Origin of the sequence: Lachnospira multipara LB2003 (genome assembly GCF_000702205.1) — a bacterium.
Lineage (GTDB): Bacteria > Bacillota > Clostridia > Lachnospirales > Lachnospiraceae > Lachnospira > Lachnospira multipara_A.
Genome location: NZ_JNKW01000011.1, coordinates 16,996 through 30,161, shown reverse-complemented (window position 1 = coordinate 30,161; position 13,166 = coordinate 16,996). Strand labels below are relative to the sequence as shown.

9 protein-coding genes are annotated in these 13,166 nt (G+C 33.3%); all 9 read right to left on the bottom strand.

What is annotated here, in order from left to right:
- Window positions 1–13: 13 nt before the first annotated feature.
- Complete coding sequence (locus tag T537_RS0107705; RefSeq protein ID WP_031557063.1) at window positions 14–1,423, bottom strand: MATE family efflux transporter; 1,410 nt, start codon at window positions 1,421–1,423, stop codon at window positions 14–16.
- A gap of 114 nt (window positions 1,424–1,537) precedes the next feature.
- A complete protein-coding gene (locus T537_RS0107700; RefSeq protein WP_031557061.1) occupies window positions 1,538–2,629 on the bottom strand; it encodes a GGDEF domain-containing protein in 1,092 nt (363 codons plus the stop codon).
- Window positions 2,630–2,807: 178 nt separating this feature from the next.
- Window positions 2,808–4,601: a threonine--tRNA ligase gene (gene thrS / locus T537_RS0107695; RefSeq protein ID WP_031557059.1), complete on the bottom strand. Its 1,794-nt coding sequence runs from the start codon at window positions 4,599–4,601 to the stop codon at window positions 2,808–2,810.
- A gap of 579 nt (window positions 4,602–5,180) precedes the next feature.
- Window positions 5,181–6,182 (bottom strand): substrate-binding domain-containing protein, encoded by a 1,002-nt coding sequence (locus tag T537_RS0107690; protein WP_051637188.1) that lies wholly within the window; start codon window positions 6,180–6,182, stop codon window positions 5,181–5,183.
- An 11-nt stretch (window positions 6,183–6,193) separates the two neighbouring features.
- Window positions 6,194–8,212: a methyl-accepting chemotaxis protein gene (locus T537_RS0107685; RefSeq protein WP_031557056.1), complete on the bottom strand. Its 2,019-nt coding sequence runs from the start codon at window positions 8,210–8,212 to the stop codon at window positions 6,194–6,196.
- A gap of 164 nt (window positions 8,213–8,376) precedes the next feature.
- The gene (gene hypE, locus T537_RS0107680; protein WP_031557054.1) at window positions 8,377–9,369 is read right to left on the bottom strand and encodes a hydrogenase expression/formation protein HypE; all 993 of its coding nucleotides are present in this window, start codon (window positions 9,367–9,369) and stop codon (window positions 8,377–8,379) included.
- Window positions 9,370–9,400: 31 nt separating this feature from the next.
- Window positions 9,401–10,492 carry a hydrogenase formation protein HypD gene (hypD, locus tag T537_RS0107675; protein ID WP_031557052.1) on the bottom strand — a complete coding sequence of 364 codons (1,092 nt, stop codon included), beginning with the start codon at window positions 10,490–10,492 and terminating at the stop codon, window positions 9,401–9,403.
- Complete coding sequence (locus T537_RS0107670; RefSeq protein ID WP_027437667.1) at window positions 10,482–10,718, bottom strand: HypC/HybG/HupF family hydrogenase formation chaperone; 237 nt, start codon at window positions 10,716–10,718, stop codon at window positions 10,482–10,484. The genes hypD and T537_RS0107670 overlap by 11 nt, the downstream gene beginning before the upstream one ends.
- 37 nt (window positions 10,719–10,755) lie before the next feature.
- Complete coding sequence (gene hypF / locus T537_RS0107665) at window positions 10,756–13,092, bottom strand: carbamoyltransferase HypF (RefSeq protein ID WP_031557050.1); 2,337 nt, start codon at window positions 13,090–13,092, stop codon at window positions 10,756–10,758.
- Window positions 13,093–13,166 lie beyond the last annotated feature (74 nt).

Sequence of the window (13,166 nt, the reverse complement as noted above, 5' to 3'; positions counted from 1 at the left end):
GTACTAAAAGTTATTATTTATTTAGTAATTTATTCTCCCATTTGCCTCTAAAGAATCTAATTAGGAAAATAATACCTCTAACTGTTAATTCAGTTGCCATGGCAATCCAAACACCCTTTAATCCGTAGGATTTTACAAGAATAATTGATAATGGAACTCTTACACACCATAAGCTAAATAAGCACATAAGGCTTGGGGCAAGGGTATCTCCAGCACCTCTAAACACACCAGAGCCTACTATACTTGCACCAAAGAATGGTTCTGCAAAACTTTCAATTCGAAGAATTGTTGTACCAAGGGCTCTAATTTCTGGGTCTGGAGTTAGTATTCCAATCATGTATGGTGCAAAGAAAAACATAAGAATTCCTGTAAATGCCATAATAATCATACCTGTTCCAATGGAAATAAGACCAAGTTTTTTAGTTTGATCAGTTCTTTTGGCACCAATGGATTGTCCAATAATAGTAGTTGCTGCAGATTGTACACCATATCCTGGCATGTAACAAAGAGCTTCTGCCGTAACAGCAAAGGAATTAGCAGCAACTGATACTGAGCCAAGAGGTGCAATAATTCTTGTAACCGCAACACTAGCACCACTTGTTATACCTCTTTCAAAAGCAAGAGGTAGAGATATCTTAAAGGCTTTCTTTAAATCATCTATCTTAATGTGGATTCTCTCATTTTTTCGTAAATGGAGAATGTCTGATTTAAACAATAGATAGATAATAAGAAAAATTGTTACAACTACATAAGACATACCAGTTCCAAGGGCAGCACCACTAACACCTAGGCCAGCACCAAAGATAGTTAATTTAAAGCCAAAAATCTTATATGTTGCTGTTGGGAATATGAAGAAGAAATTAAAAATCATATCAAGTATAAACATAATTGTATCGCATATACTTGGAACCTTCATATTTCCACTTGCTTGTATCATTGAACAAGTTAGGAAATTTAGCATAAATACAGGTGTAAATAGGCTATATATAAATAAGTAATTTGTTGCGTTTCTTCTAATTTCTTCAGCACCACCAAGCCAAATAGGTAATGCGTAAGAAACAGACACAAGGAAAATTGTAATTAAAAAAGCAATAAGCATATTAACTATTAAGCCAGTCTTTACTAGGTTTCTTGCTCTTTTATTATCTTTTGCTCCAATTGAATGGGCTATTTGAACGCTAAAACCTTCAACTAAGGAAATCATAATTCCCCCTACAACCCATGTACTAGACGAAACAAGTCCAATGGATGCAGAGTCATTAGCACCTAATCTACCAACCATAGATGCATCGATATATTGCATAATGATTGATGAAATCTGAGCTAACATAGCTGGACCAGATAATTTTAAGATAAGAAAAATCCTGTCTCTAAAATTAAGGGGCTCACCATCACGCAGAGCCTTTAAATAATCAGTTTTCATTTTGTTACCTCATAACTATAATTTAAAAAATATCAGTGAGAATCTATGCTAGCATAAATTCTCACTTTTATCCATTAATATAATATAAATTTTGGTCTTGTTTGATTTATTAACTTATTTATTATAATAAACCTGATTTTTACCTGATTCTTTTGCCTTATATAAAAGGTCATCAACTTCCTTTAAACACTGTTTTGTATTGCTAAATTTCTTACATGGAACCAAGCCAGTACTTACAGTTGTAGTTAAATTCTTATCTTCACTCCATTCACTTAGCTGAAGATTTAATCTTATACTTTCAGCTTTGGCATAGGCTTTATCAAGGGTTGAAGCCTTATAAATGCAGATAAATTCCTCACCACCAAATCTGCTTGCAAGCTCTCCTGCCTCTTCATTAATATTTCTTTTTAAAATATCAGAAAAATATACAATAATCTTATCACCAAATAAATGTCCATAAGTATCATTAATAGTTTTAAAATTATCAAGATCATACATGGCTATATAATAGCTATTAATTTCGTCGTTATTATTTGAGTAAAGTTCTTCTAAACGCCTGTATAAATAGCGTCTATTATAAAGACCTGATAATTCATCATGTTCAGACATGTTTTTTAATTTTGTGAGTAATTCCTTATTACTATCATGTTCCTTTCTATAAGAGTCAAGGGAAACAATTGATAATGTAAAAAGAGCAAAACCCACCAATACAATTGCTATAGCATTGTCAAAATAACGCGCTTCTAATGATAATGGTTCAATATTAAAGCTGTTAGGATGAAAGTAAGGTATCCATATTAGAATCATATGAAGTGTTAATGTTACAACATAACATATAATAGCGCTCTTACCTGTAAGAAGAAGTCCAATAATAAAATAACTAGTAAGTAGGTAAAGAGGAGCACCAGAGTTAATTCCCTCACAATAAAGGTAAACACAAGGTAGAAGAACACATCCAAAAATGTATGAAAAAATTAGCTTTCCTATCTTCATCTTGTTATATTTAATGCTTATGTAACCAATTATACTAACTATAAAAAAAGCAAAAAAAACAGAAAGTCCAGCATGAGGACTTGAGTTTTCAGCTAGAGTTACTATTGTAGTTAGTAATGTTAATATAATACTAATTAAGACAACAAAAAGATAAATTCTGTCGTTCAAATTAGTAACGCTTTTAATTTGCTCTCGTAAACTGTGTTTTTTCATTTTTTATTCCTTGTTATTAACGAATTTCTATTGGTATTATAGCATGATTTTTCGTAATTATAAAGAAAAAAGCTATCATCCTACAAATAGCTAAGAAACTAAAGTTATAATTTCGGTTTCCTAGTTTTTTGTATATGATAGCTTTATAAGTATTATATTTATTTTAGTATCCTAAAACCTATTCAAGTGTGTCAATTACATCAAGGCAGTGAGTCTCATTCATCTTCTTACACATTTCAATGAACTTCTCAAGTGGAACGTTGTTAAGCTTCTTGTTAGTTCCTCTAATGTTGATTGAAACTGTTCTTTCAGCAACTTCCTTATCACCAATAACGATGATATATGGATCCTTGAAGTTCTTAAATGTCTTAATCTTAGAATTCATGTTGTTGTCTGAGTAATTAGCTTCAACTCTAACACCAGCCTTATCAAGTAAGTCAGCAACTTCCTTAGCATATTCGTTATGTTCAGGTAAGATTGGAACAACACCAACCTGGTATGGAGATAACCAGAATGGGAATGCACCCTTGAAGTTTTCTGTAATAATACCAAAGAATCTTTCGAATGAACCAAAGATAGCTCTATGTAATACTACAGGCTGCTTCATTGAACCATCAGCTGCAACATACTTAAGTTCGAAGTTCTTTGGAAGCTGGAAGTCAAGCTGGATAGTACCAGTCTGCCATTCTCTACCAAGGCAATCCTTCATCTTTAAGTCAATCTTAGGACCGTAGAATGCGCCATCACCTTCGTTGATTTCGTATCCGCCTTCACCAAACATTTCATTTAATACATTCTTTAAGCTTTCTTCAGCCTTGTTCCATACATTGATATCACCCATGAAATCATCTGGTCTTGTTGATAATTCAACTCTGTATGTTAAACCAAATGTGTTGTAGATATCATTAGCAATAGACATGATGTTCTTAATTTCAGAACCAATCTGGTCTTCTGTTACAAATAAGTGGCAGTCATCCTGACGGAATAACTGAACTCTAAATAAACCATTTAACTGACCAGACTTTTCCTTACGGTGTACAAGGTCTGTTTCGTTGTAACGAATTGGAAGATCCTTATAAGAATGCTGCTTTCTTTTATAAACCATCATAGCGTTAGGACAGTTCATTGGCTTAAGAGCAAACTTAAAGATATCATCTGGATCTGTATCGTCATCAGCATCTTCGTTATACATAAGGAACATGTTGTTCTTATAGTGAGCCCAGTGACCTGATGTCTTCCAAAGTACTGTTGAGTTTACAACAGGAGCTGCGATTTCTTCGTAACCCTTCTTATCATGGATGCCTCTCCAGTAGTCAAGTAAGGCATTAAACATCTTCCAACCTCTTGGTAACCAGTAAGGCATACCAGGAGCTGTTTCATCAAACATAAATAAATCAAGAGCTGGACCAATCTTCTTATGATCTCTTTCTAGAGCTTCCTGAATTAACTTCTTATGTTCCTTAAGCTGCTGCTTATCAGGGAATGCATAAACATAGATTCTCTGAAGCATATCTCTATGTTCGTCACCTCTCCAGTAAGCACCTGAAACAGACTTAATTTCAAATGAAGCAGATAATAATTCCTGTGAATTAGGTACATGAGGTCCACGACATAGATCATAGAAATCATCACCTGTGTTATATACTGTAATCTTCTCACCTTCTGGTAAGTCATTGATTAATTCAACCTTAAATTTCTGATCAGCAAAAAGCTTTAAAGCTTCTTCCTTAGATACTTCCTTAACTGTGAAGTCTTCTTTTCTTTTTAAGATTTCTGTCATCTTATTTTCGATAGTCTTGTAATCTTCCTTAGTTACAGTTCTAGGTAAGATGAAATCATAATAAAAACCATCTGCAATCTGAGGTCCAATTGCAATCTGAACATTTTCCTTACCGAAAATTTCCATTACTGCCTTAGCAAGTACATGAGCAAGGGAATGGCGGTAAACCTCTAAATACTCCTCTTTAACCATAAATGGCCTCCTTAAAATAATTAAAATCTAGTCTAAAGCTTTCGCTTTAAAAAGCCGGGACGATAAAAAAAGCCCGTACATTAGAATAAACAAATTAAATAAAACTTTATATGTTAATAGAAATCAAAAGGTTCCTTCTTAATAGTCTTAATTATTAGTTTTTCTAATGCACGGGACGTATAATTTAATTTTACGCGGTTCCACCCTGCTTGCCAAAGTGTTATCTAGGAAAGTTATTGATTAAAGTTAAATCTTCTAATCAGTTATCCCAAAGCCTAACTTCGGCCTCTCATTTAATGATTATAACGGAATCACCGGGCTTGATTAGAGCCTCTCAGAGCTGGTCTTCAATTAAGTTTAAGTTAGGATACTTCCACCAAGTCTAAGACATGTATCCTTCTCTGGAACCTCTGCTTAATCTACTCTTCTCTTCAACGATTTATGTCAAAATTGACAAACTTATTTTAGCTTTTTTATGCCAAATTGTAAAGGGAAATATTAGAATATATATAAATAAATACCCGCCAAATGTTAGCGTAAACTAAATTTGGCGGGTGATATTTAGACTTTAATTTATTATTACTGATAACTTGATACATTAGATTTTGTTACTTTTTCAAAATCAACAAAGAAACATTTCTTAGTTTCATTTATTCCTTCAATCTTTGATGTATCTTTTTTGTCAGCAAGTGCTATTGCCACTTCAATAGCTTTTTCACCTTGCTTAGCACCATTTTGATAAACAGTGAAATTAAGCTCATTGTTTGCAATTGACTGGCATCCTTCCTTTGTTGCATCTACACCAGCTACTGGTATTTGACTTGTGTTAAACCCGGCTTCTTTAAGTGCTTTTATAACACCAAGTGCCATTGTATCGTTATTACAGAAGATAACATCTACTTTCTGACCTGTTTTAAAGAATAATTTCATGTAATCATCAGCTTCTTCATCTGACCAATTTGCATAATCATTAAATACAATGTTTAGAGTTACTCCATTGTCTTTAAAGAAGTTTTTAACAGCTTCTGTTCGACCTATTGTACCTGAATGATTTCTTTCACCCATAAGTATAATTGCATTGATTTCCTTTGGCTTGCCTAGAAGATCATACATATATTCTGCCTGAAATCTGCCTGCCTGATATTCATCAGATGCAACGTATACATATTTATTTGGCTTAAGTACAGAATCATCAGGCTTATTATTTAAGAAAATAACCGGTAAATCACCTGCTGCAAGTTCAAGCTGTAGGGCTGTTGATGAATCTGTAGGTACACATATAATTGCACTATATTTTCCAGAAGCAGCTGCTTCTTTAATATCTGCTACTTGTTGATCAGATTTTAATCCGCAATATTTAGTTGTAATAGTTGCTCCTTTTGATTTAGCAGCTGATTCAAGGCTTTGCTGTAGTGTCGCTCTAAATGCATCATCTATATCTCTTATTGTGAAAAAGAAGTTTTTTCCACCAGCAGATTTTGATGAACCACCACATCCTATTAATGAAAGAGTTCCAAAAATTAATGTGGCTACTAATGTTATTGATATTAATTTTTTAATTTGCTTTTTAAATTTACTCATAACCACACCTCCTAATCCTCATCATCGTCTGATGGACTTCCAAGTTTAAACTTCGAAACATATTCAGTTAAGGTATTAGAAGTTTGTGCAAGTTCATTAGAGTTAGCTGCTACATCTTCACTATTTCTTGTAATGTTATCAGCCTGTTCTACCATTTGTTTAGATGTCTCTAAGATTTCATCAGCTGAAGCAGCCTGTTCTTCAGAAATCGCAGCTACATTAGTTGCAACATCATCAACCTTAGTTACACCATCTATCATTTCTGAGACTAAGTCGCTTGAATTAGCGATGTTTTCATAAATTTTGTCAAAGGTTTCCATGGCAACATCAATTAAGTCTGTGTTAGCCTTAATGCTTGTAGCACTTTCGTTAGCCTGGTCAACTACATTAGTTATTGAATCTCTAATTTCTTCGATGAGTTTAGCAATGTTTTGTGCATTTTCTGCTGAATTTTGAGCTAGTTTACCAATTTCACTTGCTACTACTGAGAAGCCCTTTCCAGCCTCACCAGCTCTAGCAGCTTCAATACTTGCATTAAGAGAAAGAAGATTTGTCTCTTCTGCAATTTCTCCAATTAATGCTACGATGCCTGTAATTCGCTCAGATGCATCACCAACTTTATTAATTGATGTAACAAGCTCTTTGATTGAATTCTCGATTTGACCCATAGCATCTGATAATTTTTCCATATCTGTTTTACCCTGTTTAGAGATTTCAACAGATTCCTGCATTGCTTCATTAGCCTTTGTTGAGTTAGCTCTTGTTACAGAAACAACTTCTGTAAGGGTTTGTGCATTTATGGCAATTTCATTAACTGCTGTTGCAAGTTCATCTACAGTTGAATTAAGATTTTGCATTGCCTTTGACTGTTTTTCTGAAGCCTGATACATGGATTTGGCAACAACATCACTAGTTCTTGATTCATCCTGTAATTTGGCTGATTCGTCAGCAACGGATTGTAGCATGTTACGCATAATCTTAATAAATTGATTTACTTTATCGCTCATTCTTCCGATTTCATCATTACTATTATTGTTAATCTTAATAGTAAAGTCGCCATCAGCCATTGCTGTAACTCCATCAGAAATCTTAGAAATAGGCTTAATAAGAACTGTTACAATGTAGATAATTACTGCAGATGTAAGTAAGATAGCTACAACAGCAATAACTACTAACTTATTAATTAAGCTATAAACTTGACTTAAAATAACAGATTCTTTAATGTATGATACCAAAACCCAATTAGTTCCTGAAATCTGTTTAAAGCAAACAAGATTATTGTTAATTTTTGTTCTGTTGTAGTCACGTTCGTTTATTTTTTTAGCGACTTCTCCAAGGAAGGCATCCGAACTTGAATCAAGTTTTGTTGAAACAATTTGGCTGTCAGGATGAGCAAGCACTGTATTATCATTGGTATCAACAAGGAAGGAATAAGCATTTTCCATTTTAACGCCAGAGTTTACAATAATACTTATTTGATCTAGAGGAACATCAGCTGCTAATACTTTAAGATTGTCTGAGCCGTCATTAATAAGACCTGCTGCAGAAATAATCATGTCTCCTTTAAAATCTTTATAGGCATTAGTGTAATTAAGATTTACTCTTGTTAAACCTTCCTTAAACCAGGTTGTTTGTGTTACATCAGCGTTGTTTTTCATAGATTCTGTTGCCTTAATTAGATCGCCGCTTAGTGTACCAATGTAAACACCTTCTGGTGCGTATTTGTTGTAACCGTAAAAAGCGTCTAATAGTTTTTGAAGTTCGTCTGCATTTGGTTGCATTGCTTCAATTGTGTTTTTTATAGTGGAGAAATTTTCTAGGTTTTCATTCATCCAACTATTAATATTATCAGATTGTGTACTAACGGATGAGTCTAGGGCATCTTCTGATAATTTCTTGATCATTCGTTCAGATAAAAGGCCAGCTATGACAATAATCAAGATAATAAAAATGATTATTGCAGGCATAATGGAAAGCAAGAACTTGTCTCGTATTCGCACTACGCGTTTTTCACTTTGTTGTGTGCTCATAAACTAAAGTACCTCCTATTTATGATATTTAATTTTTCACAAAATTTAGTAACTTTATTATAGCACGAGTGTTTAAGTTATTCAATTACTATATTAGAAAGGTTAAAGTTATTTTTTAGTCTAGCATTAATCTTTCAAAAAAATATAGAATTAACATATTCTATTTAACATATTCTTGGGAGGCCTTCGCCTTGAAGTACGTCAAGAATTCGTCTTCCGCCAATTTCAGTTTCTATATAAACTAATGCTTTATCTTCTTCCTTTGCCATAACTTCTCCGATTATACAAGCATTTTCGCCATATTTTGAATTTCTTATAATTGAGAGGGCTTTTTCTTTTTCTTCTTTTGGAAGAATTATTACGCATTTGCCTTCATTTCCCATATATAGAGGGTCTAGGCCTAGAAGTCCGCAAAAATCTCTAACTTCATTGCTAACAGGGATTTTATCTTCTTCTAATCTTATGTCTAGATTAGAACTTCTTGAAATTTCAGTAAGTACAGTGGAGAGGCCGCCTCTTGTAACATCTCGCATTGTATGAATTGTTATCTTTTCCTTTAGTAGATTTTCTACAATTTCATTTAGTGGGGCATTGTCGCTTTTAATGTTATTAGTTATATTCATACGGCTTCCAAGAATTGTGGCATGGTGATCTCCTAGATTTCCGCTAAGAATAATAACATCTCCTTCTTCTAGATTCTTAGAGCTAATATTAAGATCAGTGTCAACAAAACCTACACCAGCTGTATTTATCATAATTCCGCCATTACCTTCAATTACCTTGGTATCTCCGGCTACTATTTTTACACCGGCTTCCTTAGCTGTAGCTGCCATGGATTTTACGATTTTTCTTAAGACATCAGAGTCTGCACCTTCTTCAATAATAAAACCGCAAGTAATATATTTTGGTGTGGCGCCTCTCATTAAAAGATCGTTAACTGTACCGCAAATACATAGTCTACCAATATCTCCACCTGGAAAAATTATTGGATTTACAACAAAGCTATCTGTTGTCATTGCTATTTTTTTAGATCCATCAACAATAGCGCAGTCTTCTAGCTCCTTAACTGTTTCGTTATCAAATTCCTTTACAAATATTTCGTCTATTAATTGTGATGTAAAAGCTCCACCACTTCCATGTGCCATATTTATTATCATAGTCTTTACTGCCGTAACAGTCCTCCTTAAATTAGTCGTTATTTTTAAATGCTTGATAGCAGCTTCCCTCAGATGAAACCATACAAGCTCCTTGAGGAGTTAGAGGGTTACATATTTTCTTAAATAATGGACATTCCTTTGAAGAAATTTTACCCATTAAAACATCACTACAGCGACAAGCCTTATTTATCTTCTTATCGTCATTTAGATTTTGGCTACCGGCATCGTATTTTAAATATTCATCCTTTAGATAAAGTCCAGAATTTGGGATATTTCCCATTCCACGCCAGATTGCATCTCCTTTTCTAAAGTATTTATCTATTTGTCTTTGGGCCTTTTGGTTACCATTAGTTTCTACAACGCTTTTGTAGTAGTTTCCTACAAGACTTTTTCCCATAGATATATATTTTTCTTTATTTATGCAGGTATTGGTAAGTGCATAGATTCCAAGTACTAATTCATATGGGCTAAAGCCTGTAACTGCCATAGGCATTTTATACTTAGATGAAACCTCATTAAAAGCATCGCTTCCTGTAATAACGCTTACATGTCCTGGAGCTATAAAACCATCAATGTCGCATTTGTTCATACATAAAAAATCAATGGCTTCTGGCATGGTTTTTAGCGCTGTTAGAATTTTTATGTTAGTTATATTCTCTTCTATTATTCTATCAAGTAAAAGTGTATATGTAGGAATGGTTGTTTCAAAACCTACTGCGGCAAAAATAAATTCCCTTTCCGGTTCTTTTTTTGCCATTTCAATAATATCAAGGGGTGAGTAAACATAGCTTGCTAGTAACCCCTTTCCCTTTTCTTCATTTAGGGTGCTAGTAGACCCTGGTATTCGCATCATATCTCCAAAGCTAACAATATGTGCTCCTTTTTTTCCAAGTTCAATTAATCTATCTACAAAAGCAGATGGACTAACACATACAGGACAGCCAGGACCTGAAATCAATTTGATTTTAGGTGATATGATTTTTTTAATTCCTGATTTTGATATGGCGGCTGTATGGCTTCCACAAACCTCCATAAGACGTAGGGTCTCTCCGTTGTATTCTTTTAGGAATGTGACGTATTTTTTAATTTCTTCTTTAATATCTAAATCCCTATTAGTTTGCATTAGTCAAATCTCCTAATTCATTAATTTCTGCAAAAATATCTCTTATCTCGTCAGCTTCTGATTTAGATACTTTCTGAATAATACAACCAGCATGAACAAGCACGCTATCTCCGATTTCTACATCACATAAGCCAAGGTGGGCATTAACGGTATTACCATTAAAATCCACTGTAGCTGTATTATTATCATTTATTTTTGTAATTATTCCTGGTAATGCAACACACATATAATTTTTCCTTCTTCTTATTAATTCTAAATTTAATTTAAGCTAAGTACACTTGACCTAGTGCAATTCCGCCATCACCGCAAGGTACTTGATTATTAGTGTAAATATTAAAGCCTAAGTTCTTTAATTTAGTGTAGATAATTGTAACTAATAAGCTGTTATTAAAACAGCCACCAGATAGGGATACATCCATACAATCTGTCTTTTTTGAAATTAATAGACATATATTAACAAGGGCTGTTGCTAATGAATTAATAAATTCAAAGGCAAGCTCATTAACGTTACCTCCTGCCATATAGAGATTATAAATATCTCCAATCAAGTTAAGAGTGTCTAGTATTATTTCATTATTAGTTTCCTTTACTATTACAGCTATTAAAGGAGGAGGTAATTCATGTCCTATTTTTTCATAGTATTTATAGGCACATTCCTCTAGTTTAATCGGGGCTTCTCCCTCATAGGTGTTTTTATTTTTTATTCCTAGAATTACTGAAATAATATCAAAAAGTCTGCCACAAGATGAAGTTCTATAGCTATTAATATTATTATCTAGAGCACTTCTTAGTAAACTCTCTACAGGACTATTAAAAAATTCCCTTAAGAATTTATGTTTATCTAGTGTGTCCTTATCAATTATTCCTTTATCTATACACTGCATTATGCTTACAGCTGCTGATTTATCTATATCAGTTGTAGCCAAATCTCCTCCTATAAGGCTTATGTAATCTAAATGTCCCATTCTTACAAAATCATTGTCCTTACAGTATAGAAATTCACCACCCCAAATACAGCCATCATTTCCAAGGCCTGTTCCATCTAGTGCAATTCCTATGGTTTTTTCTAGATTATGCTCTGCCATAACAGAGGCTATGTGGGCATGGTGATGTTGTATAGTTTTTATTGGACTGTTATTTTTAGCTGCAAATTCATGACATTCTTTATTTGATAAATAGCCACTGTGTTTATCGCATATAAATTCCTTTGGATTTATGTTTAATAAATTCATAAATCTAGTTATGGATAAATTTCTTTCTTTAAATGCTCCTAAATCTATTAAGTCTCCAAAGTGTCCACTTAGTGTTACATAATTTTTCCTAGCTAGGGCAAAAACTGACTTTAAATCTCCCCCAGCTGCAAAGCATTCTTCTTTTAATGTCTTATTTATTCTAATTGCTGTTGGTACAAAGCCCCTAGCTCTTCTAATTATTTGTGTAATATATCTATCATCTATTTGTGTTACCTTCATAATTGAATCATCAAGGGAATTTGTGATTTTTCTGTTATTATAAAGGCATCCATCAATTAATCCTAAATCAAGTAGCTTTAATGCTCTTTCGTCATCCTTTATAATTGGCTCTTTACTTAGGTTGCCGCTTGTCATAATAAGTGCGTCAAATTCCATCATAAGTAGAATCTGTAGTGGATTTACTGGCAACATTGCACCTAAATAACTTGAGTCATCATCTATAATTTCAGGTAGTTTACCTGTTTCTTTCTTTCTTAAAAGTACAATTGGTCTTGCATTGCTTTCTAAAAGTTCTTTTTCTTTTTCATTAACAAATGCATAATCTTTAATGTCTTCTACAGATTTAAACATTACTGCAAAAGGCTTATTCTGTCTTTTTTTAATCTGTCTTAATTTTTTAATGGATGCTACATTTCTTGCATCACATACAAAATGATATCCGCCTATATCTTTTATTGCTAGGATTTTACCCATTTTTAAAGCCTTTATGCTTAAGTTTAGGGCTTCGTCTTTATAAAAAATTTGTGAATCCTTTTCTTTATACATAAGCTTTGGACCACAATCATTACAGCCAATGGTTTGGGCAAAATGACGTCTATCGCCTACTTTAGTGTATTCATCTTCACAGGCCTTACACATAGGGAATTCCTTTAATGTAATATTGTCTCTGTCATAGGGAATATCCTCTATAATTGATATTCTTGGTCCACAGGAAACACAGCTAATAAAGGGATATTTATATCTTCTATTTTGTGGATCTAAGAGTTCTTTTTGGCACTTGTTACAGGTACAATAATCCACAGGTATAAAGCGTATATCTCCTTCTAGGCTTGATGAATAGTCTATAAAAAAATCTTTTTCATCTATTGTTTCTTCCTCTTTAATCTTTAAACTAATGGATTTAACATTAGATCCCGGTAAGATATCATTGTCATATGTTAGTTTTTTAAGAGAAGAAATTAAGGCATTTGCTTTGTCTTTATCATCATATACTTTTATTAAAACTTGACCGCCTATATTTGAAACACAGCCCTTTGCATTTAGCTTTTGTCCTAATTGGCATACGTATGGCCTAAAACCCACACCTTGTACAAGTCCTTTTACATAAATGATATAAACAGTATGCATCTTTTTCCTCCTTAAATATTAAGCTAAGGAAGTAAATTCCTTAGCTTAAATTTAATTTATTTTAATAACACACA

Excerpts from the sequence above, each read along its gene's own strand:
- T537_RS0107705 (WP_031557063.1), bottom strand. The coding sequence starts at position 1,423 with ATGAAAACTGATTATTTAAAGGCTCTGCGTGATGGTGAGCCCCTTAAT.
- T537_RS0107670 (WP_027437667.1), bottom strand. The coding sequence starts at position 10,718 with ATGTGTGTTGCATTACCAGGAATAATTACAAAAATAAATGATAATAAT.
- T537_RS0107685 (WP_031557056.1), bottom strand. The coding sequence starts at position 8,212 with ATGAGCACACAACAAAGTGAAAAACGCGTAGTGCGAATACGAGACAAG.
- T537_RS0107690 (WP_051637188.1), bottom strand. The coding sequence starts at position 6,182 with ATGAGTAAATTTAAAAAGCAAATTAAAAAATTAATATCAATAACATTA.
- T537_RS0107700 (WP_031557061.1), bottom strand. The coding sequence starts at position 2,629 with ATGAAAAAACACAGTTTACGAGAGCAAATTAAAAGCGTTACTAATTTG.
- hypE (WP_031557054.1), bottom strand. The coding sequence starts at position 9,369 with ATGATAATAAATATGGCACATGGAAGTGGTGGAGCTTTTACATCACAA.
- hypF (WP_031557050.1), bottom strand. The coding sequence starts at position 13,092 with ATGCATACTGTTTATATCATTTATGTAAAAGGACTTGTACAAGGTGTG.
- hypD (WP_031557052.1), bottom strand. The coding sequence starts at position 10,492 with ATGCAAACTAATAGGGATTTAGATATTAAAGAAGAAATTAAAAAATAC.
- thrS (WP_031557059.1), bottom strand. The coding sequence starts at position 4,601 with ATGGTTAAAGAGGAGTATTTAGAGGTTTACCGCCATTCCCTTGCTCAT.